20 protein-coding genes, 1 tRNA gene and 1 pseudogene are annotated in these 22,670 nt (G+C 33.8%); 10 read left to right on the plus strand and 12 right to left on the minus strand.

Annotated elements, in window-relative coordinates; all coding sequences use genetic code 11:
- Position 1: 1 nt before the first annotated feature.
- Together ubiE and porT are read left to right on the plus strand one after the other, a co-directional pair.
- Positions 2-733 carry a bifunctional demethylmenaquinone methyltransferase/2-methoxy-6-polyprenyl-1,4-benzoquinol methylase UbiE gene (gene ubiE / locus ACYQ5R_RS02300; protein ID WP_460189288.1) on the plus strand — a complete coding sequence of 244 codons (732 nt, stop codon included), beginning with the start codon at positions 2-4 and terminating at the stop codon, positions 731-733.
- A 2-nt stretch (positions 734-735) separates the two neighbouring features.
- The gene (gene porT, locus ACYQ5R_RS02305) at positions 736-1,431 is read left to right on the plus strand and encodes a type IX secretion/gliding motility protein PorT/SprT (RefSeq protein ID WP_460189289.1); all 696 of its coding nucleotides are present in this window, start codon (positions 736-738) and stop codon (positions 1,429-1,431) included.
- On the opposite strand, the gene ACYQ5R_RS02310 is transcribed toward porT, so the two are convergent.
- Positions 1,428-2,150, minus strand: a complete 723-nt coding sequence (locus ACYQ5R_RS02310; protein WP_460189290.1) for a TrmH family RNA methyltransferase — start codon at positions 2,148-2,150, stop codon at positions 1,428-1,430. The two genes, porT and ACYQ5R_RS02310, sit on opposite strands and share 4 nt — an antisense overlap.
- A 41-nt stretch (positions 2,151-2,191) precedes the next feature.
- Here ACYQ5R_RS02310 and tamL point away from each other — a divergent pair, with 41 nt between their 5' ends.
- The 4 genes from tamL to ACYQ5R_RS02330 all read left to right on the plus strand — a co-directional run bounded on the left by tamL (position 2,192) and on the right by ACYQ5R_RS02330 (position 7,425).
- Positions 2,192-4,729 (plus strand): translocation and assembly module lipoprotein TamL, encoded by a 2,538-nt coding sequence (gene tamL, locus ACYQ5R_RS02315; RefSeq protein ID WP_460189291.1) that lies wholly within the window; start codon positions 2,192-2,194, stop codon positions 4,727-4,729.
- A gap of 163 nt (positions 4,730-4,892) precedes the next feature.
- Positions 4,893-5,960 (plus strand): class II fructose-bisphosphate aldolase, encoded by a 1,068-nt coding sequence (fbaA, locus tag ACYQ5R_RS02320; RefSeq protein ID WP_460189292.1) that lies wholly within the window; start codon positions 4,893-4,895, stop codon positions 5,958-5,960.
- A 108-nt stretch (positions 5,961-6,068) separates the two neighbouring features.
- Positions 6,069-6,929 carry an acetyl-CoA carboxylase, carboxyltransferase subunit beta gene (gene accD / locus ACYQ5R_RS02325; RefSeq protein ID WP_460189293.1) on the plus strand — a complete coding sequence of 287 codons (861 nt, stop codon included), beginning with the start codon at positions 6,069-6,071 and terminating at the stop codon, positions 6,927-6,929.
- 4 nt (positions 6,930-6,933) lie between these two features.
- The gene (locus ACYQ5R_RS02330) at positions 6,934-7,425 is read left to right on the plus strand and encodes a redoxin domain-containing protein (RefSeq protein ID WP_460189294.1); all 492 of its coding nucleotides are present in this window, start codon (positions 6,934-6,936) and stop codon (positions 7,423-7,425) included.
- Positions 7,426-7,484: 59 nt separating this feature from the next.
- On the opposite strand, the gene ACYQ5R_RS02335 is transcribed toward ACYQ5R_RS02330, so the two are convergent.
- On the minus strand, positions 7,485-8,315 hold the full coding sequence (locus ACYQ5R_RS02335; RefSeq protein ID WP_460189295.1) for a hypothetical protein: 831 nt from the start codon (positions 8,313-8,315) through the stop codon (positions 7,485-7,487).
- 246 nt (positions 8,316-8,561) lie between these two features.
- Here ACYQ5R_RS02335 and rpsO point away from each other — a divergent pair, with 246 nt between their 5' ends.
- The 4 genes from rpsO (at position 8,562) to rpe (ending at position 12,959) form a co-directional block, all read left to right on the plus strand.
- Positions 8,562-8,831: a 30S ribosomal protein S15 gene (rpsO, locus tag ACYQ5R_RS02340; protein ID WP_460189296.1), complete on the plus strand. Its 270-nt coding sequence runs from the start codon at positions 8,562-8,564 to the stop codon at positions 8,829-8,831.
- Between the two features lie 135 nt (positions 8,832-8,966).
- The gene (locus tag ACYQ5R_RS02345; RefSeq protein ID WP_460189297.1) at positions 8,967-11,183 is read left to right on the plus strand and encodes a polyribonucleotide nucleotidyltransferase; all 2,217 of its coding nucleotides are present in this window, start codon (positions 8,967-8,969) and stop codon (positions 11,181-11,183) included.
- Between the two features lie 122 nt (positions 11,184-11,305).
- Entirely contained in the window at positions 11,306-12,169 is an 864-nt protein-coding gene (locus tag ACYQ5R_RS02350) for a sigma-70 family RNA polymerase sigma factor (RefSeq protein ID WP_460189298.1), read from the plus strand.
- Between the two features lie 130 nt (positions 12,170-12,299).
- Positions 12,300-12,959, plus strand: coding sequence for a ribulose-phosphate 3-epimerase (rpe, locus tag ACYQ5R_RS02355; protein WP_460189299.1), 660 nt, complete (start codon positions 12,300-12,302; stop codon positions 12,957-12,959).
- Positions 12,960-13,033: 74 nt separating this feature from the next.
- On the opposite strand, the pseudogene ACYQ5R_RS02360 reads toward rpe, so the two are convergent.
- From ACYQ5R_RS02360 to ACYQ5R_RS02405, 10 genes and pseudogenes are all read right to left on the minus strand, one after another.
- Positions 13,034-13,514 (minus strand): annotated as a pseudogene (locus ACYQ5R_RS02360) (CBS domain-containing protein).
- Positions 13,515-13,582: 68 nt separating this feature from the next.
- Entirely contained in the window at positions 13,583-14,308 is a 726-nt protein-coding gene (locus tag ACYQ5R_RS02365; RefSeq protein WP_460189300.1) for a zinc-dependent peptidase, read from the minus strand.
- A gap of 142 nt (positions 14,309-14,450) precedes the next feature.
- A tRNA-Arg gene (locus ACYQ5R_RS02370) sits at positions 14,451-14,524 on the minus strand.
- A gap of 6 nt (positions 14,525-14,530) precedes the next feature.
- Entirely contained in the window at positions 14,531-14,977 is a 447-nt protein-coding gene (locus tag ACYQ5R_RS02375; RefSeq protein WP_460189301.1) for a GatB/YqeY domain-containing protein, read from the minus strand.
- 102 nt (positions 14,978-15,079) lie between these two features.
- On the minus strand, positions 15,080-16,972 hold the full coding sequence (gene ftsZ, locus ACYQ5R_RS02380) for a cell division protein FtsZ (RefSeq protein ID WP_460189302.1): 1,893 nt from the start codon (positions 16,970-16,972) through the stop codon (positions 15,080-15,082).
- A 24-nt stretch (positions 16,973-16,996) separates the two neighbouring features.
- Positions 16,997-18,340 (minus strand): cell division protein FtsA, encoded by a 1,344-nt coding sequence (ftsA, locus tag ACYQ5R_RS02385; protein ID WP_460189303.1) that lies wholly within the window; start codon positions 18,338-18,340, stop codon positions 16,997-16,999.
- On the minus strand, positions 18,340-19,068 hold the full coding sequence (locus ACYQ5R_RS02390) for a cell division protein FtsQ/DivIB (protein ID WP_460189304.1): 729 nt from the start codon (positions 19,066-19,068) through the stop codon (positions 18,340-18,342). The genes ftsA and ACYQ5R_RS02390 overlap by 1 nt, the downstream gene beginning before the upstream one ends.
- Positions 19,065-20,402 (minus strand): UDP-N-acetylmuramate--L-alanine ligase, encoded by a 1,338-nt coding sequence (gene murC / locus ACYQ5R_RS02395; protein WP_460189305.1) that lies wholly within the window; start codon positions 20,400-20,402, stop codon positions 19,065-19,067. Before murC ends, ACYQ5R_RS02390 begins: the two co-directional genes overlap by 4 nt.
- Entirely contained in the window at positions 20,399-21,493 is a 1,095-nt protein-coding gene (gene murG / locus ACYQ5R_RS02400; RefSeq protein WP_460189306.1) for an undecaprenyldiphospho-muramoylpentapeptide beta-N-acetylglucosaminyltransferase, read from the minus strand. The genes murC and murG overlap by 4 nt, the downstream gene beginning before the upstream one ends.
- Positions 21,477-22,670, minus strand: coding sequence for an FtsW/RodA/SpoVE family cell cycle protein (locus tag ACYQ5R_RS02405; protein ID WP_460189307.1), 1,194 nt, complete (start codon positions 22,668-22,670; stop codon positions 21,477-21,479). The genes murG and ACYQ5R_RS02405 overlap by 17 nt, the downstream gene beginning before the upstream one ends.

A 22,670-nucleotide genomic window follows, 5' to 3' on the forward strand; every position in this document is an offset into this window, starting at 1 on the left:
TATGGCAAAAGAAATCACACCCTATAAAGATTCTGATCTTGGCAAGAAAGAGCAAGTTGCTCAAATGTTCGATAATATTTCAGAAAATTACGATGGTTTAAATCGTATGATTTCTTTTGGAATAGATGTAAAATGGCGTAAAAAGGTTGTTAAACTTGTTAGAGAAAGTGAGGCAAATAATGTTTTAGATATTGCCACTGGCACAGGTGACTTGGCAATTAATTTTGCAAAAAACACCAATGCCGCCAAAATAATTGGCTTAGACATTTCAGCAGGAATGTTGGCTGTTGGAAAAGAAAAAATAGCAAAAGAAGGGTTGGATGAGCGCATAGAAATGGTAGTTGGCGATTCTGAAAACCTACCTTTTGAAGATAGTAGTTTTGATGCCATTACAGTTTCTTTTGGAGTTAGAAATTTTGAGACCTTAGAAAAAGGGTTGTCGGAAATACTGAGAGTATTAAAACCAAATGGATTGTTCATTATTCTTGAAACCTCTGTGCCTACTAAACCTCCGTTTAAACAGTTTTACCATTTCCATTGTAACAATGTGTTACCATTACTTGGAAAATTATTTTCTAAAGAACAATCTGCTTATTCATATTTGTCTGAATCTGCCGCTCATTTTCCACATGGTGAAGCCCTCAACAATATTTTACGCAAAATTGGGTTTAAAGAAGTGCAAAATAATCCCCAAACATTTGGTGTAGCAACCATTTATACTGCTACTAAATAATTATGAGAAATTTAACCCTACTAGTTTTAATGAGTCTTATTATTGGTTCTTGGAGCGCAAATGCGCAAAAAGAGGTAATAGAATATCAAACGAAATTTGATAATAAAAAAATACATTGGGGTTATTATTTAGGACTTAACAACAAGTCTTTAAAAATAGAATATACTACTCCAGATACTTACATAGAAGTTGAACCTAGCGTTGGTTTTAACGTTGGTTTAATTGGTGGATGGCGAATGCATAAAAATGTAACACTTAGAATTGAACCGGGGTTATCGAGTAATACCAAGACACTTGCTTTCACAAACATTCCGGGTGGAGAGCGAGACAGTATTCGTAAAATAGGAGCTACTTATTTGCATATTCCTTTGCTACTAAAATTAAACACCAATCGAATGGGCAATATTAGACCTTATCTTATTGGTGGTTTTGCTTATGATTATAATTTCTCGAGCAATGAAAAAAATCCTGATGACAATTCAAGTGGGGAGTTTAGAATGAAATCTAGTAACTTTAGTTATGAGATTGGTTTAGGCATGGATATTTACCTACCTTATTTCGTTTTTTCTCCTTCCATAAGAGGTACATTCGCTATAAATAACGAACTTGTTTACGATAACGATCCTAATAGTCCATGGACTGGTCCTATTGATTATTTTGGAACAAGAGGTGTTTTTATAAATCTAGCTTTCCACTAGCTACGTTTAAATTCACTAAGTAAAATTGCCGTGGCAGTCGCCACATTTAAGCTCTCAGTTTTACCCAATCCAAATTGAGGAATGGTTAACGACTTTTCTATTTTTTCAAGAATCTCACTACTCACTCCATGTGCTTCATTTCCCATAATAAGGTTAGCCTTTTCAGGTAATTGAGAAGCATACACATTTTTACCATCCATTATTGTAACATATGAAGGCAATTCTGTTTTGTCAAGAAAAGACATTAAATCAGCATATACGATCCGCACTCTAGCCAAAGACCCCATAGTCGCTTGTACAACTTTCGCATTAAAGCAATCTACAGTATCTTTTGAACAAATCAACTGTTCAACTCCAAACCAGTCGCACATTCTTATAATTGTTCCCAAATTTCCGGGATCATTAATCCCATCTAACACAACACTAAACGTATTTAAATCGATTGTAGATTTTTCTGGAATTTTAAAAATCGCCAACACTTCATTCGGACTTTTTAACTGACTCACTTTTTTCAGTTCTTCATCAGTAATAATTTCACCTTTTGTCCCATTATAAGATTGAAGGTATTGCTCAGTTGCAAATAAATTTTCTAATTGAAAAGATGAGTTTAAAAACTCGTTTACACCTTTGATTCCTTCTACCAAAAACAAGCTATTTTTAACTCGGTATTTTTTTTGATATAAACTTTTTATTAACTTGATTTGACTTTTGGATAACATTATAAAGTGTTATTTTTGAGCAAATATAAAACTCTTATTTATTGAAAACCAACTGCTCAATACGAATCTTATTTCTGGGTGTTTTTTTTATTATACTTTCATCTTGTAATACGATTAAATATGTAGCAGACAACGAATATCTTCTTACCAAGAATACCGTAACTGTAAACAGTAAAAATAAATTTAATAACGGACTCAAAGATTACGTCATACAACGCCCTAATAGAAGTACATTAGGAGTACCATTGAGTTTACACTTTTACAACTTAGGAAATAAAGATTTTCTAAATCCTTATGAAGTTTGGAAAGATTCGCTGCCGGGGAGAGAAGCTACTATGGTTGCAATTTTTTCTGAGAAACAAGCTAGAGCCTACAGAAGAAGCAGGTATAACTTGAACCAATGGTTCTTTAAAAAAGGAGAGGCACCAGTAATTTTAGATACTATAAAATCTCGTAAAACAGCCTTAAACCTTCAAGAAGAATTTAAAAACCGAGGGTATTTTAGAGCCAAAGTTTCTTATGAGCAAGAGTTTAACGATCCTAAGAAAAAAGCTCAAGTAGTATACGACATTAGTACTGATACCATATTTAAAATTGATAGTGTTAGTCATTATATAAAATCTCATATTCTTGATTCAATTTTTAAGAATGATATTATAAATTCATTAATTAAAAATGGGGAAGATTTTAATTTATACACTTTTGAAGATGAAGCCGATAGAATTACAAAACTTTATAGAAACTCTGGAGTTTACCATTTTAATAAAAGCTCTATAACATTTGAAGGAGATTCTACATCCAATAATTACAAGTCAGATATTAAAATGTTTGTAAATAATAGGATTGTTACTAAAAATGATACTCTAGTTACTACCCCTTATTATATTCAGCGTATAAAAAAAGTAAATGTTTTTACCGATTATACATTTAAAGATAAAGATCGGCCATACAGTTATTCTAATGAAAAAGATGGTTACACCTATCTATCTCATGATCTATTAGAATACAATCCAAAATATTTTAATAAGTTTTTATTTACTGAACCAGAAAGTGTTTATAGTGATATTCATACAGACCTAACAAGAACGAATATAAGGCGTCTAAAAAACTTTAGATTGGTAAATATTAAATATGAAGAAATCGACTCAACAAATCTTGAAGCCAATATTTATTTAACACCACTTAAAAAGTATTCACTTGCTTTAGATACAGAATTAACTCATTCAAACATCAAACAACTTGGAGTATCTGGTAAAATATCTCTAATGACAAGAAATATTTTTAAAGACGCCAGTAACTTGCAATTTTCTGTCCAGGGATCATTTTTTAATTCTACTGATGCTGCAGATACCGATAAGTCATTTTTTAATGCATGGGAATTTGGTGGAGACGTTTCTTTAGATATTCCTAGAATTTTATTTCCCGTAAATTTAGAAAAGTTTATTTCTAAAAAAATGTTACCTCAAACTCAATTTACACTTGGTACAAGTTTTCAAAAAAATATTGGATTAGACAAACAACTCTTTACCGGTATCATGAATTACAATTGGCGTTCAACCAAAACCAATTCGCACAGATTAGATTTACTTAATGCACAGTTTATAAAAAACTTAAATGTTAGTTCTTACTTTAATATTTATCGATCAGAGTACAATGATTTGGTTGAAATAGCAGATTCAATAGATGAAACTTCTCCAATACCACCAGAGTATTATGATGAAAATGGGGAACTAATTCCAGAACCATTTATTGATTATGTTTTAGAACCAACCAATAGTTTTGAGAACACACACCCTAACGAGTTTAACGACACTCAAAATATTCAGGCACAATACAATATTATTACAGAGAATGTTTTAGTTCCTTTAATTTCATATGAATTCACATATAATAATAGAGAAAATTTTAACGATGCGAATTTTTCATTCTTTAGAGCAAGAATAGCATCGGCCGGAGCATTAACAACGGCCTTTATTAAAAAACCTGAAGATGGAGGTAAAAAGGAAGTTCTAGGTATTCCAGTAGCTCAATACATAAAAACAGATTTAGAATACAAAAAATTCTGGGGTAGATCTACAGATCATATGCTAGCTCTTCGTACTTTTCTAGGAATTGCAATACCATACGGAAATTCAGATGATTTACCTTTTAGTAGAAGTTACTTTGCAGGTGGAGCGAATGATATTCGTGCTTGGAAAATTTATGACCTTGGTCCTGGTGGTACAAATACGGGTCTAGAATATAATGTAGGTAGTATGAAATTTTTAACAAGTTTTGAATATCGATTCAAACTAATTAACAGTTTTAAAGGTGCTCTTTTTATGGATGCAGGAAACATTTGGGATATTACTGATTCAGATTTAATTGAAGACGAAGGTAAGTTTACAGGTCTTAAATCATTGGCAGATATAGCCGTGGGCACAGGTTTTGGTGTCCGTTATGATTTTAACTTTTTAGTAGTGCGATTGGATATTGGTTTTAAAACATACGAACCTTATCAACCTAATGGTAGTAAATGGTTTACAAACTATAACTTTGGTAGTGCCGTATATAATATAGGCATCAATTATCCATTTTAATATTTGCAACAAAATAGAGGTAATTATGCAATATTACCTGCAAATAACGCGTATAATTCAAATATCAATTATTTTTTAAGTTTAACACACAACAACTCCGCAATAGAGTGTTAATCTGTCAAGTTTTGTTAATTTTGCAAAACAATTTTTAACACAAAACAACATGAGTTACAATATCAAAGCCGGAGTTGCAACCGGAGCAGAAGTTCAAGAAATTTTTAAACTAGCCAAAGAAAAGAACTTTGCTTTACCAGCGGTTAATGTTATTGGATCAAACACAATAAACGGAGTATTAGAAACTGCAAAAGAATTAAACGCTCCAGTTATTATCCAATTTTCTAATGGTGGTGCACAATTTAATGCTGGTAAAGGGTTATCTAACGATGGTCAAAAAGCTGCGATTGCTGGTGCTATAGCTGGTGCAAAGCACGTACATTTAATAGCAGAAGCTTATGGAGTACCTGTAATTTTACATACAGACCATTGTGCTAAAAAATTATTACCATGGATAGATGGTTTATTAGATGCGAGTGAACAACATTTTGCAGAAACAGGTAAACCACTATACAGTTCTCATATGATTGACTTATCTGAAGAACCTTTAGAAGAAAATATTGAAATTTGTAAAGAGTACTTAAAGCGAATGAGTAAAATGGGTATGACTTTAGAAATAGAATTAGGTATTACAGGTGGTGAAGAAGATGGTGTAGATAATTCTGATGTTGATGTTTCTAAATTATACACACAGCCAGAAGAAGTTGCTTATGCATACGAAGAGCTGTTAAAAGTAAGCCCACAGTTTACCATTGCTGCTGCTTTTGGCAACGTACATGGAGTTTACAAACCAGGTAATGTAAAATTAACGCCAAAAATCTTAAAGAATTCGCAAGAGTTCATTTCAGAAAAATACAATGTAGAACACAACACAATTGACTTCGTATTCCATGGAGGTTCTGGTTCTACACTAGAAGAAATTAGAGAAGCAATTGGTTACGGTGTTATTAAAATGAATATCGATACTGATTTACAATATGGATTTGCAACAGGTGTCAGAGATTTCTTTGGAGAAAATGCTGAGTACTTAAAATCTCAAATTGGAAATCCAGAAGGTGCAGACTCACCTAACAAAAAATATTACGACCCAAGAAATTGGTTGCGTAAAGGTGAATTGACTTTTAAAGCGCGTTTAAAACAAGCTTTTGAAGATTTAAACAATGTAAACACCTTGTAAACACCTGTTTTTAAGACAATTATTTATAAAGTAAAGAGGAACTAAATTTAGTTCCTCTTTACTTTTTTTTAGTAACTTGCATCCACTTTAATTTAAAAATTCGATCATATGTCGTCTTGGTTTAAAAGAAAAGATAAAGGAATTCAAACACCTACCGAAGAAAAGAAAGATGTACCAAAGGGGTTGTGGCATAAAACACCTAGTGGTAAAATAGTTGATGCCGATGAATTAAGAGAAAATTTTTATGTGAGTCCAGAAGATGGATACCATACAAGAATTGGTAGTAAAGAATACTTTGAAATATTATTTGACGATAACAAATTCAAAGAGCTAGATTCAGATTTAAGCTCTAAAGATCCATTGAAGTTTGTTGATACAAAAAAATATCCAGATCGTCTTAAAGCTGCTCAAGAAAAGACACAATTAAAAGATGCAGTAAGAACCGCTGTCGGCAAATCTTATGGTAACGACTTAGTTGTAGCCGCTATGGATTTTTCTTTTATTGGAGGTTCAATGGGTAGTGTTGTTGGTGAGAAAATTGCTAGAGCAGCAGACTATGCCTTAAAGCATCAAACTCCTTTTATGATCATCTCAAAATCTGGTGGAGCCCGTATGATGGAAGCCGCTTTATCTTTAATGCAGTTGGCAAAAACATCTGCCAAACTAGCACAATTAGCAGATGCAAGGATTCCTTATATTTCTTTATGCACAGATCCAACTACAGGTGGTACAACAGCATCTTTTGCAATGTTAGGAGACATTAATATTTCTGAGCCTGGTGCTTTAATTGGTTTTGCTGGACCTCGTGTTGTAAGAGATACAACTGGACAAGAATTACCAGAAGGTTTTCAAACTGCTGAATTTTTATTAGAACATGGTTTCTTAGACAAAATTATAGAGCGTAAAGACCTAAAGAAAGAGGTAAATAAATACATAGATCTTATCTTAAACCAACCGATAAGAGCCTAATCAAATGAAACTATACAGAATAGTTTTAGCAATTGTGTTGATGGCTTGTTCAATGGAGGTATATCCCCAATCAGAAGAAGGAGCTAATACTATTCCGTATTTTACTTTTTATAAACTCAACAAAGAACCTTTTGTTAGGGATAGTATAAGTAACTCTCTAAAGAAATTATTCTTCTACTTCAATTCTGAGTGTAACCATTGCCAAAAACAAGCAAAATGGCTTTCAAGAAGAATGAATTCTAATCCTGAGTTATATAAAAACTTGCAAATGATTTTTGTGTCATTTGAAGAAATGAATGCTATTGCTGCTTTTAAAGAAAAATACAACTTCAACAAAAACAACTGTATCTTTCTTCAAGATAGTAGAGTAACATTCGATGATAAATTTGAAGTTAATTCTGCCCCAAGTATTCTAATATTTTCAAAAGACAATAAACTAATTAAAAAGTTTGAAGGAGAAGTAAAAATGAATATACTCTTACCATATATTGATTAAAAAAAGGAGGTCGCAAAACCTCCTTAACTACCACTGTTTGAAATATGTATTAAACTAAACTATCCTAGAGTAATTTCGACAACAGTTCCGTCATCCAGTGTTAAAGTTGCCATATTATCGCATTCACCTTGTCCATAATTTAAAATTCCACTTCTATTATTTTTAGTCAAAGCAATTTCTCCACTTACTAAAAATCTACATGATAATTCTCTCCTTAAAGGTACTATTACTTCACCCGTAATAATAGTTCCATTTCGTCTTACTGTAGTCCAATTACCGGTGATTTCATAAACATTATCGCCCCAATTTCCAGAACCTACTCCTTCAATCCACTCTCTCACCTTGTTACCTACTCTACTTGCAGTATCACCATTATCCCAGGTTACCATAATATCAAAATCAGCTGTTGATTGTGGATTACCGTTTTGATTTTCTTTTTCTCGTAATATACTTTGAGCACCTTCTATTAATTTATTATCTATACGATATCCATCATAAGTAACAGTAATAGTTTTGGTTTGCTCTTCTCTATTTTTATTATACTCCATTATCAGAACACCCGCAATAAAATGTCCTCTTACTTCGCAACCATCACCAAAGTCTAGAGTAATAATCTTACTATTATTAGTTCTTACAACAGTTTTAGTCAAACACTCAGGAAAAAAGTCATTACCACCACCTCTTGTAGTAACCAGTGGTTCCTCCTCTTCTAAATAAGCTTGTTCTACTTGAATATTTACTTCTTCAACTGCAATATCAATTGCCTCTATGGCACTAATATCTTCAGTTGAAACAGGTTCAGAAATTTCAGTTGGTGTGTCGGTCTCATCACAGGCTATAAAAGTTAATACTGCTAAAAATAGTCCTGCTTTTAAAAATGCTCTTTTCATAAAATTATAATTTTGAGTTGTTTTTATACTATTGTGACTCGTACTTAATTAAAAGGTTTAATCAATTATAGAACAACCCAATTTAAAATTCTCCTACCTCAGAAATCTTCATATCACTTGAACAAGAACTAAATCAATATTAAATTATTCAAATATATATTGTTAATCTTTTTATTAATCTTATCTTTGCGCCTTGATTAAAGAATCAAATAAATTACATAACAATTATTAAAATTTAATGTTAGCATGTATTTAACAAAAGAAAAAAAAGCTGAAATTTTTGCCAAGCATGGTAAATCAGCAACAGACACAGGTTCTACAGAAGGACAAATTGCATTATTTACGTATCGTATTAATCATTTAACAGGGCACTTAAAAAACAATCACAAAGATTTTAACACTGAGCGTTCTCTAGTTAAATTAGTAGGTAAAAGAAGAAGTCTTTTAGATTATTTAATGAAAAATGACATCTTAAGGTACCGTGCAATTGTGAAGGAATTAGGATTAAGAAAATAATCGAGAAGAGGCTATGCGCCTCTTTTTTTATTTCTACTCTTAGTGAATTCAAAAAAAGTAAGTTAAACTTTTCATTGGTAAACCAACACAACACAACAACAAACCAATTAGTTTAATTTAAAATTAAAAACATTTATGATTCCAAAAGTTTATCGTGAGGTCGTAGACCTTGGTGATGGAAGAGAAATTTCTATCGAAACAGGAAAGCTTGCAAAACAAGCGCATGGTTCGGTTGTTGTTCAAATGGGGAATGCTATGTTGCTATGTACCGTAGTTTCTAACTACGATGCTGCTGATGTAGACTTCTTACCCTTAACAGTAGATTATAGAGAAAAATTTGCCGCAGCAGGTAGATACCCTGGTGGTTTCTTTAAAAGAGAAGCTAGACCTAGTACAGAAGAAATCTTAACAATGCGTTTAGTAGACCGTTGTTTAAGACCTCTTTTCCCAAAAGATTACCACGCAGAAACACAGGTAATGATTCAATTAATGTCGCATGACGAAAATGTAATGCCTGATGCATTAGCTGGTTTAGCTGCATCTGCTGCCATTCAATTAAGTGACATTCCTTTTGAAACTCCAATTTCTGAAGTAAGAGTAGCAAGAGTAAATGGCGAATTTATTATTAACCCTAATAGAGCGCAATTAGAGCAAGCAGATATTGATATGATGGTAGGTGCATCAGAAGATTCTGTTATGATGGTTGAAGGAGAAATGGATGAGTGTAGCGAACAAGAAATGGCTGATGCTATTCGTTTTGCACACGAAGCAATTAAAGTACAATGTGTTGCTCAACGCAAATTAGCTGAAGCATTTGGTAAAAAAGAAACTCGTGAGTACGAACCTGAAGTAACCAATGATGAATTAGCTGAAAGAATTAACAATTTTGCTTACGACAAAATTTATGAAGTAGCAAAACAAGGAAGTTCTAAACACGAAAGAGGTGCTGCATTTTCTGAAATTAAAGAAGAATTAGTAGCTACATTCTCAGAAGAAGAAGTTGAAGAGTTTGGAGGATTGATCTCTAAATACTACAGTAAAACACAAAAGAATGCGATTCGCAATCTTACACTTAACGAAGGGTTGCGTTTAGACGGTAGAAAAACGACTGAAATTCGTCCGATTTGGTGTGAAGTTGATTATTTACCATCTACACATGGCTCTTCAATCTTTACGCGTGGTGAAACTCAGGCATTAGCTACTGTAACTTTAGGTACTTCAAGAGAGGCCAATCAAATTGATATGCCAAGTTACCAAGGTGAAGAAACATTCTATTTACATTATAACTTCCCTCCTTTCTCAACAGGAGAAGCAAGACCTCTAAGAGGTACTTCACGTAGAGAGGTTGGTCATGGAAACCTTGCACAACGCGCATTAAAAGGAATGGTTCCTGATGATTGCCCATATACAGTTCGTGTAGTAAGTGAAGTTTTAGAATCTAATGGTTCTTCTTCTATGGCTACTGTATGCTCTGGTACTATGGCATTAATGGATGCTGGTGTGCAATTAAAGAAACCTGTTTCTGGTATTGCAATGGGATTAATCTCAGATGAAGAAACAGGAAACTTTGCCGTATTATCCGATATCTTAGGAGATGAGGATCACCTAGGTGATATGGACTTTAAAGTAACTGGTACTGCTGATGGTATTACTGCTTGTCAAATGGATATTAAGATAAAAGGTCTTTCTTACGATGTTTTAGTACAAGCCTTAGAACAAGCAAGAGAAGGTCGTTTACATATCTTAGAGAAGTTAACAGATACAATTGCTGAGCCAAATGCAGATGTAAAATCACACGCTCCAAGAATGGTAACAAGAGTTATTCCTGGAGACTATATTGGTGCGTTAATTGGCCCAGGTGGTAAAGTAATTCAAGAATTACAAAAAGAAACAAATACAACAATCGTTATTAACGAAGACGAAGAAACCGAAGAAGGAATTGTTGAAATCTTAGGTACTTCTCAAGAAGGTATCGATGCTGTATTAGCTAAAATTGATTCTATTACGTTCAAGCCAGAAAAAGGAAGTGTTTACGAAGTTAAAGTAATTAAGATGCTTGATTTTGGTGCTGTTGTAGAATATATGGAAGCTCCAGGTAATGAAGTATTATTACACGTTAGCGAATTAGCTTGGGAACGTACAGAAAATGTTACTGATGTTGTAAATATGGGTGATGTATTTGATGTAAAATACTTTGGTGTTGACCCAAGAACTCGTAAAGAAAAAGTTTCTAGAAAAGCCTTATTACCAAAACCTGAAGGTTATGTAGCAAGACCACCTAGAGATAATAGCAGAAATAACGGACGCGATAACAGAAAAGACAATCGTAATCGTGATAAAAAAAGAGATTAATTAAATAGTTCTTTTTTAGATAGTTATAAAACCTCGGAAAATTTTTCGAGGTTTTTTTATGACATTTTGTAACAAAACTTTCTTTACGCACGTATATATAATTGACAGAAAAAAATTAGTAAATGAGACAACTTAAAATCACCAAGCAGGTTACCAATAGAGAAACCGCTTCATTAGACAAGTATTTACAAGAAATTGGAAAGGTAGATTTGATTACAGCCGATGAGGAAGTTGAATTAGCACAACGAATCAAAGCTGGAGATCAAGTAGCATTAGAAAAATTAACAAAAGCGAATTTGCGTTTTGTGGTTTCTGTAGCTAAACAATACCAAAACCAAGGATTAACATTACCAGACTTGATTAACGAAGGAAACTTGGGATTGATTAAAGCCGCTAAACGTTTTGATGAAACTCGTGGTTTTAAATTTATTTCATATGCTGTATGGTGGATTCGTCAATCTATATTGCAAGCATTAGCAGAACAATCTAGAATTGTACGTTTACCATTAAACAAAATTGGTTCTATCAATAAAATCAATAAAATGTACGCTTTTTTAGAGCAAGAAAATGAGCGTCCTCCATCTGCAGAAGAAATTGCTAAGAAATTAGATATGACCATTTCTGATGTAAAAGAATCAATGAAAAATTCAGGTCGTCACGTATCTATGGATGCTCCATTAATTCAAGGTGAAGATTCAAACCTGTACGATGTATTAAATACAGGAGAGTCTCCAAATCCAGATAAAACCTTGTTACACGATTCTTTAAAAATTGAAATTATTCGTGCCTTAGAAACATTAACTCCACGTGAAGCTGATGTTGTACAATTGTACTTTGGTTTAGGTGATGCTCATCCAATGACCCTAGAAGAAATTGGTGAAACATTCGATTTAACGCGCGAGCGTGTTCGTCAAATAAAAGAAAAAGCTATTAGAAGATTAAAGCATACTTCTAGAAGTAAAATATTAAAAACCTATTTAGGTTAAGAAATTCCTATTTCAAGTTGTAATGCCAACCTATCTGGTTGGCATTTTTATTTATAAAAATTTTGGTTTTACAATTACATTCTAGTCGGCTTGCGTATCTTTGCATCAAATTAAATTAGCACTTCTAACAATGACAAAATTAATTGCACCTTCAGTTTTAGCAGCAGACTTTGCCAACATTCAAAGAGATATTGAAATGTTAAACAATAGTGAAGCAGATTGGATTCACATTGATGTTATGGACGGAGTTTTTGTACCCAATATTTCTTTTGGCATGCCCGTAATTCAGGCAATGCAAAGACATGCTAAAAAAACCATGGATGTGCATTTAATGATTGTTGACCCAGACAGGTACATCGAAACATTTAAAAAAGTTGGTGCAGATATTTTAACGGTGCATTACGAAGCTTGTACGCATTTACATAGAACGCTTCAAGCCATAAAAGCAGAAGGAATGAAAGCTGGAGTAGCGTTAAACCCACACACTCCTATAGCAGTTTTAGAAGATGTAATAAGAGATATTGATGTTGTTTGCTTAATGAGTGTTAACCCAGGATTTGGCGGTCAGAGCTTTATTGAGAACACCTACAAAAAAGTAATTCAACTTAAAGATCTTATTGAAAAATCAGGTGCTTCTACCTTAATTGAAATTGATGGTGGTGTAACAGATCAAAATGCTCATAAATTAGCAACTGCAGGTGCAGATGTATTAGTTGCAGGTAGTTTCGTTTTTAAAGCAGAAAACCCTACTGCTACCATTAAAGATTTAAAAGCTTTAGCCAATAAATAGTTTAAAAAGAAAAGTACCCCTAACAGTTTCGATTAGATGACCTCAATAATGAAACACAAAAAATTACAGACCACTTAACTGAACGATTCTTTATTGCTAATTATGTTTTCATAACTTAACGCTATAACTATCAACTCATCAATATTATTCGAGTAAATAATTAAATCTGTTGTAGTTACTATACCTACTAATTTACCTCCATCAATAACAGGCAAGGCATGAAAATCGCGTTTACTCAATATTTCTGCTACCTCCTTAATAAGCGTACTTGACCCTACACTTACCAAATTCTTTGCCATTACTTGCTCAATAGTAAACATATTGTAAACAACAGTATCTACAGTATCATCTCCTTCATGGAATGCATCAGCGAAACTTATACTTAGCAATTCTGTAAAACTAAGGGTACAAATAATAGCAGCTCCACTAGCCTACAGGTATAAGACTAATATTGTTTTCTTTAATTAATAGTTCTGCAGTTACCACATCATCTGTATAATTCAAGGTTACTACATCCCTTGTAATAATGTGCGAAATGGGCATTCTTTTCTTCATGATACTTGATTCTAAATTCAGTTTAAAGCCAACTTCTTTAAACAGTTAGAACAATGATAATTATCATATTAGAATCGAATTCTTAGAATTTTTTTTATGTGATTATATATCTCCGGAAGTTTTACTTTAAACTCTTCTGGAGTTTCAAAAAAGTGTTCAATTAAGACTGCTAAAAACTCGTATTGATTTTCATACGCATAGTCTCTTACATATCCAGCTTCAATAAGTTTGCGCTGCTCTTTTCTACTCTCCATAAACGAAAGTAAGTTTCTGTAATGCCTTTTAAAATATCGGGCACTACTATTATTGGTCGCCATAAAACTTAAATGCATGGCATGGGTAAACTCATGTAACCCAAGATTCAAATTGTCATCTGCTATCGCATTTCCTTGCTCAAAATGCTCTAAAGAAAATATCACAACTTTATATTTTGGATTCGTTTCTCCATCGTGTTTCTGATTTCCAAAAGGAGAGAAATAACTAGAAGGGTATACAACAATAGTATCTATTTTATAAAACAAATAATGTCTGTAACCAAAAGTTAATTGAATTGCTGTAGCAGCAATTCTCAATTTTAAACTATCAGTAATTAGTACTCCTTCTCTTCCTACAAAGGTATACGTCTCCATAAAATCTAGCACTCTATGCTCAAAAAAACGTTTGTTTCGCGCGTTGAGATTTGCATAAAAAACATTCTCCATTAAAAGTTCAGATTGCAGAGCTTCAGGAAGTTTATCTGGAAACAGTTCTATTCGACGCCAATTTTTATATATAGATTGTAATACTTGTACCAAAATGTTGCGGGGTATGTGAAACATCTAATATAGTACAATAATTATTAAATTTAATAGATTATACTCAATAGATCTTTAGATGTAAAAAAAGTCCAGCAACAAAAAAGCAAGCTTTATTTTGCTTGCTTTTATATATTAGTAGTGACCCCGGCAGGATTCAAACCTGCAACCCTCAGAGCCGAAATCTGATATTCTATTCAGTTGAACTACGGGGCCTATACTTTATGATAATAATTGTTTCACTATTGTAGCAATTGCTTTACCATCAGCTTTACCAGCTAAATCTTTAGAAGCTATACCCATAACTTTCCCCATATCTTTCATAGAGCTCGCTCCGACTTTTGCAATTACTTCTTTAATAAACATCTCTAATTCATCAGCACTCATTTGTTCTGGTAAAAATTGAGCAATCACTTTAGCTTGAGCCAATTCTGGTTCTGCCAAATCTTCTCTACCTTGCTCAGAAAAAAGGGTAGCGCTATCTTTACGTTGTTTTACTAATTTTTGCAATAACTTAATTTCATCTTCCTCTGTTAGATCGCCTGCTCCTTCTTTAGTCTGTGCTAATAACAACTCTGATTTAATGGCTCTTAGAGATTGCAAAGCAACAGCATCTTTCGCTTTCATTGCTTCTTTCATTTTAGCCATTATTTGCGCTTGTAAACTCATAATATTCTTTATTTTAGTCTGCGAAGATAAAAAAACTCGAACGCTTTTCCTAAGTGGTATACATTCGAGTTTTTGATGTGAGACGGGTCTTTGGGCTACCTTTTAATCTACATTGTCATGTAAAAAAGAATTGTTAGATCTAAATTGCAAATCGTTATTCTCATCAACACTCAAGGTTGTTTTAGATTGATTTGATTCCGATGATTTTAGAGAAGTATCCAATTCAACACCCATTCTTTTATAAGCAGGTTCACGCTCTATTTCCTCTATATTACTTGGCTTTACCTTACTGTTAAACTTGTAATTGAATTGCTTCATTTTTTCTTTCCTATCATTTGCCTTTTTTTGTAATTCAGAAATAGTTAAATGCAGAGGTGAAACATCATCTTCTTCGACTTCTTCTTTTAAATCAGTTTTGAGCTCCTCAGGTGCTTCAGTTCTTACAACCAATTGGGGCTCCTCTTCTGAGGCAACAGGAGTTTCTTTAACAACTTTTTTAATTGAATCGTTTTGGGTACTTTCGATTTGTCCTAAATGAAATACAATTTGTTGCTCTTCCTTTTTCTCTGAAGCTACAGGTATAATTTCTTCGTGCTGAATAACCTCTATATCATTGGCATTGTTTGTAACTTCTAATGGGGCATCAAAAACAAACGTTGTTTGCTTCGATGCTTCAACAATCTCGTAATCATTCACTTCTATATCATTTACAGATGTAATTACAAAATCATCTATAGCCTCATGTGATACTTCTTCATAAACAACATCAATATTCTTTATTAATTCTGAGGTAGGAATTAAATCAAGTGATTCTTCAATTTCTTCTTTTAAAACATGAACTACACGATCTTCTAGCTCTTCTTCAATTTCTAATGTGTGTATAACTCTATCATCTGTCTGCGCAATAAACTCCTCAGAAGAGGATAAATCAACCGTTGCTTGCTGATCAGATTCGAGTACATGAATTACTTTTTTAGGTTCTTTTTGAATCAAAAGATTTTGTTGCTCTTTTTTAAATCCAGTGGCGATTACTGTAACAGCAATAGCATCTCCTAATGAATCGTCCTCACCAACACCCATAATAATGTTAACTCCGGATTTAGCCTCTGCTTGAATATAATCGTTAATCTCTCCTATTTCATCGATCGTAATTTCATCAGTCCCAGACACAATTAACAGTAACACATTCTTTGCTCCTGTAATCTTATTATCGTCTAGTAATGGTGAATCTAGAGCTTTCATTATGGCCTCTTCAGCTCTATTCTTACCGGATGCCTTTGCAGACCCCATTATAGCTGTACCACTATTAGCCAGTACAGTTTTAGCATCACGTAAATCAATATTCTGGGTATAGTGGTGTGTTATTACTTCGGCTATACCTCGGGAGGCTGTAGCCAAAACTTCATCTGCTTTGGAGAATCCTGCTTTAAATCCGAGATTACCATAAACATCGCGGAGTTTATTATTATTAATTACTATTAAAGAATCTACGTATTCTCTTAATTGTTCTATTCCTTTCTGAGCTTGTTCTTGTCTAGCTTTACCCTCAAAGCCAAATGGTATGGTTACAATACCAATAGTTAACAAATCTATTTCTTTTGCAAATCGCGCGATTACTGGTGCTGCCCCTGTTCCGGTTCCACCCCCCATACCAGCAGTAATAAAGGCCATTTTGGTATTACTTCCTAGCATTTGCTTAATTTCTACCTCACTTTCTAATGCAGATTCATAACCCACATCGGGGTTTGCTCCTGCACCAAGTCCTTCTGTTAAAGAAACCCCTAACTGAATTTTAGTTGGCACCTGACTGTTTTGTAATGCCTGTGCATCAGTATTACATATTACAAAATCTACTCCGTTAATTCCTTGTGTTAACATGTGGTTTACGGCATTACTACCTCCACCACCTACACCAATTACTTTTATAACATTCGATTGGTTGATAGGTAAATCAAACTGAATGTTACCAAATTGAGAGTTCATATTTTCTGGCATAATAGTAGGTTGTTTTTTAATAATTTATTCTGCGTTATCAAGAAAGTCCCGAAACTTATCTGCCCAACGTTCAAATAAGGGTTTCTTAGTTACAGCGATTTTTACTTCTTCTTTTTCTTTACTTGTTTCAACTTCTTCAGCAGTAGACTCTGCATCAATAGTTGCCTCAATAGACTCTTCAACTACAGGCTCTTCTAACAAACGTTTTTTAGCGCTCAAACCTTTCATTAATAATCCCACCGCAGTTGCATACATAGGGCTTGAAATAGCCTCATCTGAATCTCCTGCTAAATGCTCGTTAGGATACCCTATTCTTGTATCCATACCTGTAATATATTCTACCAATTGCTTGATATGTTTTAACTGAGCTCCACCACCAGTTAACACAATACCTGCAATTAGTTTTTTCTTAGCTTCTTCGTGCCCATAATTTTTGATTTCAACAAATACTTGTTCTATAATCTCAACTACTCTTGCGTGAATAATTTTCGATAAATTCTTTAGCGTAATTTCTTTTGGATCTCTACCTCGTAATCCTGGAATTGAAACAATCTCGTTATCTTTATTCTCTCCTGGCCATGCAGAACCAAATTTTGTTTTTAATAATTCTGCCTGCTTCTCAATAATTGAGCATCCTTCTTTAATGTCCTCTGTAATAACATTACCTCCAAAAGGTATAACTGCAGTATGTCTTATAATACCATCTTTAAAAATAGCTAAATCAGTTGTTCCACCACCGATATCAATTAAAGCAACTCCAGCTTCTTTTTCCTCTTGACTCAAAACAGCATCGGCAGATGCCAATGGCTCCAGCGTAATACCCGCTAGGTTTAAACCTGCACTTTTAATGCATCTACCTATATTTCGAATAGACGATACTTGACCAACAACTACGTGAAAGTTTGCTTCAAGTCTGCCTCCGTACATACCAATCGGTTCTTTAATTTCAGCCTGACCATCAACTTTAAATTCTTGTGGTAGAACATGAATAATTTCCTCACCTGGGAGCATAACCAATTTATGAACTTGATTTTCCAATTGCTCCAAATCATTTTCATCAATTACCTCTTCAGAATTTGGCCTCGTTATGTAATCGCTGTGTTGCAGGCTTCTAATATGCTGCCCCGCGATACCAACAATAGCCTCTGATATTTCTACTCCAGACACAGCAATAGCCTCATCTACGGCCTGTTGAATTGATTGAATAGTTTGGGTAATGTTATTTACCACTCCACGGTGAACTCCTAAACTTTTAGCTTTACCAATACCAAGAAGTTCAATTTTGTCGTATTCATTTTTACGACCAATCATAGCCACAATTTTTGTGGTTCCAATATCGAGGCCTACTGCAATATCATCACGATTCATTATACTCCTATTTTAGTTGCTACAACCTGTTGGTTGTATTTTAAGTTTAGTTCTTTATAATTTTTGAGCGTTTCATTGTGCATCGCATATGAATAAAACGCCTTTAAGTTTTCAAATTTCTTCTCTAACTTATTCAATGTACCAAAAGTTACTTTTTGATTCCCCACACGTGTTCTCAGTTGGTATTCATCATTTGGTAAAATATGCACACCTACAATTTGCTTTCTCCAAAAATCATCACCCCAGATATAGATTAATAATTCATATAAACTATTGGTGTCATCGGCATTAAATACTCCAGTAACTAGTGGTACTCTAGCCGAATAATTGGATGACAGAGGCATTAAAGAACCCTGCCTATCTATGTAAACCGCATTAGTATTAGTAACAATTCTTCCGATTGGTGTTCGTTGTTTGATACTAAAATTTAGTCTCCCTTCAACTGTAATATATGCTTTAGCATTCTCAACCATTGGGTGAGCTAAAACTTGCGCCTCTAATTCATTCAAATCTATTAATGATTTCGTTTTCTTTTGAAGCGTGTCATTATTTTGTATTAACAACTTATTAACCATTTGGTAACTCATAAAGAGATTTTCTCCCTCTTCGAATCGAACCTTAACATCCTTCACAACTTGTTGCTCATTTTGATAATTAGCAAAGCCGTAAAGAGTGGCTACAAAAGCCAGCAAAAATACACCTTTTATGAAATGCCACTTCATTTTCATTGTAAAGATATTTGAATATTTTCAACTAATAACCCTATATCTCCAGCCCCCATTACTACTACTACTTGAGCATCACATTGTTGTATATTAATTAACAATTCTTCTTTAGAAGATAACTTCTTTTTTGGATGTTTTATTTTATCTAACAACCACTTTGAATTCACATTAGGAATAGGTAATTCTCTAGCCGGATAGACATCTAATAATATTATCTCATCAAACTGAGCTAAACTTCTAGCAAAATCATCGACAAAATCACGAGTTCTAGAATACAAATGTGGTTGAAAAACTGCTAGAGTTCTCTTTTCTGAATACATTTCAGAAACTGCATTCGCAACGGCATCTATTTCGGTTGGATGATGTGCATAATCATCAATCAACACTAAATCATCTCGCTTAATTTTATAGCTAAACCTGCGCTCTACCCCTTTAAAAGAACGTAATGCTTCGGCAATGACTTGAAGTGGTACTCCATAAGTGTTAGCCATTGCCAAAGCAGCTACAGCATTTAGCACATTGTGTTTTCCAGGTAAATAAAAATTTACATCTGTAATTATTTCTTTTGGAGTTATTATATCAAATACATACACTCCATCTTTTACTGTAATATTGTCAGCGTAATAATCTGCTTTTTCTTCTACCGCAAAAGTCACCCCTTCTATTGGCAATCCTTTTCTTACAAAAAGTATATCTGTAACTTTAGCTCCAAAATCTTTGAAAGACTGTTCTAATTCTGAAGATTCACCATAAATATCTAGATGATCTGCATCAATAGAGGTGATACATGCTATGTTAGGGTCTAATCTCAAGAAAGAGCGGTCAAATTCATCTGCCTCAACCACACTAACAGGTTCATTTCCTAATATTAAATTAGAGTGATAGTTTTCTGATATTCCACCCAAGAATGAAGTTGCTCCAACTCCACTGTACTCTAAAATATGGCCTAATATTGTGCTTGTAGTTGTTTTACCATGAGTACCTGCTACTGCTAAACAAAAAGTATCTTTAGTTATTAGACCTAGCATCTCCGAACGCTTTAAAACTCTAAATTCTTCAGACTTAAAAAACTGTAAAACTTCATGTGAATTGGGGACTGCTGGTGTATACACAACCAATGTCTCTTCCCTATTTCTAAATTCATTAGGTATAAAATCGCTAGACATATCATACCAAATTTTAATCCCCTCTTCAACCAAACTCCTCGTTATATCAGAAGCCACTTTATCGTATCCTGCAACCTTAAATCCTTGGGCATTGAAATAGCGCGCAAGTGCACTCATACCAATACCTCCTATGCCAATAAAATAAATACTATGTATATCTTTTAACTTCAATTAATAATGAGTTTTTCAATTTCTTCCACAATGGTTTCAGTAGCCTTTGGCAATGCCAAAGATTTCATATTCTTAGCTAATGCTCTTTGTTGCTTTATATCCTCCAACAAACCTTTCATCACTGTTTGAAACATACTTACATTTTGCTCTTCTAATAAAACAGCTCCATTATGCTCTACAACTGCTAATGCATTTTTTGTTTGATGATCTTCTGCTACGTTTGGTGATGGAATAAAAACAGTAGGCTTTGCCACCAAACACAATTCAGAAATAGAACTTGCTCCTGCCCTACTTATAATAAAATCTGCAGTTGCATATGCTTCATTCATATTACTCAAAAAAGCATGGGTTTGTATATGTTCTTTTTCAGAAAACTGCTTGTATTCTTCGTAATATAATTTTCCTGTCTGCCATATTATTTGAATACCTTGATCTAATAACCAATCTACTTCTTCAGAAATTAGTTTGTTAATTGCTCTTGCTCCCAAACTACCACCCAACACCAGCAGTGTCTTCTTTTTAGGATGTAATCCAAATACTTTTATTGCTGCTTTACGATGCTCTGAAACGTCTTGTAAATCTTGACGCACAGGATTACCTGTTTTAATCATTTTATTCTTAGGGAAAAAGCGCTCTAACCCATCATAGGCGACACATATTTTATCCACCTTTCTAGAAAGCAGTTTATTCGTAATTCCTGGAAAAGAGTTTTGCTCCTGAATAAGTGTGGGTATCTTTTTTTGAGCCGCAACAAATAATGTAGGCCCACTCGCAAAACCTCCGGTACCAATAACCACAGAAGGTTTGAAAGCTTTAATGATTTTTCGAGCTTTAAATATGCTACTAATCAATTTAAAAGGAAATGATAAATTCTTAGCTGACAAACTTCTTTGAATTCCAGAAATCCACAATCCTTTTATTTCATAGCCAGCTTGTGGCACTTTTTCCATTTCCATTTTATCCTGTGCTCCAACAAATAAAATCTTTGCATTAGGATAGCGTTTCTTTAATTCATTTGCTATCGCAATTGCTGGGTAGATATGGCCTCCAGTCCCGCCACCACTAAGTAGTATGTTAATCGATGGCTTCATGCAATACATTTAAAGGATTCTCGTGTTCTACAGGCTCTTCTTTAGAAGGCTTCTCTGCACTCACACTTATAATCATTCCGATAGCAAAACAAGTCATCCAAATTGAAGTTCCACCACTACTCAACAGTGGTAAAGTTTGACCTGTTACCGGCAACAGGCTTACTGCTACCATCATGTTTATGACAGCTTGAAACACAATTGGCAATCCGATTCCTATAACCAAGAGCGTTGCAAATATGGTCTGCGATTTCTTTGCAACAATTAAAATTCTGAAAAATAAAAAGAGATATACTAACACAACTCCTGCACCTCCTAATAAACCAAATTCTTCAACAATAATCGCATATATAAAATCTGAAGACGACTGTGGCAAGAAATTCTTCTGTACACTTTTACCAGGACCTCTACCAAATTCTCCTCCAGTAGCAATCGCTATTTTTGCTTTTTCAACCTGATACGCTTCTTGAGCGTCACCACTTGAGTAATTTTCAATTCTACTTTTCCATGTGTCAACCCTATTTGGCATTGCATCTGGAAATGCTACAGCAATCAGTATAAAAAATGACAACGCTAAAGTTCCGATTCCGACTACAAAACCTAAATATTTCAAAGGGTAACCACCTATAAATGCCAATAGCATAACCATTACAAACAGGATAGCTGTTGTAGAAAAGTTAGCTGGTAATATTAATCCTAAAACTACACCTACAGGAACCCACAAATACCACAAACTTTCTTTAAAAGAAATTTCAAGCTCCTTATTCTTTGCTAGATATCTAGCAACATATGTCATTATAACTAATCCTGCTAGCGTAGATGTTTGAAATCCTATTCCAACAAAAGGGATGTTAATCCACCTCGCCGCATTTGCCCCTCCAATGGTAGTACCTTGCGCTAGTGTATATATTAATAAGACTACCACAATAGGCAACATTAAAACAGAACCTCCGCTAAAATAACGATAGGGTATCTTATGCACACCATACATGATTACAAATCCCATTATTAATAAAAAAGCATGTTTAATTAATATGGCTGTAGGACTTGAAGCCGTTTTAACAACGTATACCAAGTTGGTGCTTGCACTATAAATAGGCATAAATGAAAATGCTGCTAAAAATGCAACTGCAATCCAAATTGCACGATCTCCTTGTATGTTCCTAAATATTTGTTGCAT

This window comes from Urechidicola sp. KH5 (genome assembly GCF_054661455.1).

Coding starts and splice junctions, on each gene's coding strand:
- ubiE (WP_460189288.1), top strand. CDS start 2: ATGGCAAAAGAAATCACACCCTATAAAGATTCTGATCTTGGCAAGAAA.
- porT (WP_460189289.1), top strand. CDS start 736: ATGAGAAATTTAACCCTACTAGTTTTAATGAGTCTTATTATTGGTTCT.
- ACYQ5R_RS02310 (WP_460189290.1), bottom strand. CDS start 2,150: ATGTTATCCAAAAGTCAAATCAAGTTAATAAAAAGTTTATATCAAAAA.
- fbaA (WP_460189292.1), top strand. CDS start 4,893: ATGAGTTACAATATCAAAGCCGGAGTTGCAACCGGAGCAGAAGTTCAA.
- accD (WP_460189293.1), top strand. CDS start 6,069: ATGTCGTCTTGGTTTAAAAGAAAAGATAAAGGAATTCAAACACCTACC.
- ACYQ5R_RS02330 (WP_460189294.1), top strand. CDS start 6,934: ATGAAACTATACAGAATAGTTTTAGCAATTGTGTTGATGGCTTGTTCA.
- ACYQ5R_RS02335 (WP_460189295.1), bottom strand. CDS start 8,315: ATGAAAAGAGCATTTTTAAAAGCAGGACTATTTTTAGCAGTATTAACT.
- rpsO (WP_460189296.1), top strand. CDS start 8,562: ATGTATTTAACAAAAGAAAAAAAAGCTGAAATTTTTGCCAAGCATGGT.
- ACYQ5R_RS02345 (WP_460189297.1), top strand. CDS start 8,967: ATGATTCCAAAAGTTTATCGTGAGGTCGTAGACCTTGGTGATGGAAGA.
- ACYQ5R_RS02350 (WP_460189298.1), top strand. CDS start 11,306: ATGAGACAACTTAAAATCACCAAGCAGGTTACCAATAGAGAAACCGCT.
- rpe (WP_460189299.1), top strand. CDS start 12,300: ATGACAAAATTAATTGCACCTTCAGTTTTAGCAGCAGACTTTGCCAAC.
- ACYQ5R_RS02375 (WP_460189301.1), bottom strand. CDS start 14,977: ATGAGTTTACAAGCGCAAATAATGGCTAAAATGAAAGAAGCAATGAAA.
- ftsZ (WP_460189302.1), bottom strand. CDS start 16,972: ATGCCAGAAAATATGAACTCTCAATTTGGTAACATTCAGTTTGATTTA.
- ftsA (WP_460189303.1), bottom strand. CDS start 18,340: ATGAATCGTGATGATATTGCAGTAGGCCTCGATATTGGAACCACAAAA.
- ACYQ5R_RS02390 (WP_460189304.1), bottom strand. CDS start 19,068: ATGAAAATGAAGTGGCATTTCATAAAAGGTGTATTTTTGCTGGCTTTT.
- murG (WP_460189306.1), bottom strand. CDS start 21,493: ATGAAGCCATCGATTAACATACTACTTAGTGGTGGCGGGACTGGAGGC.
- ACYQ5R_RS02405 (WP_460189307.1), bottom strand. CDS start 22,670: ATGCAACAAATATTTAGGAACATACAAGGAGATCGTGCAATTTGGATT.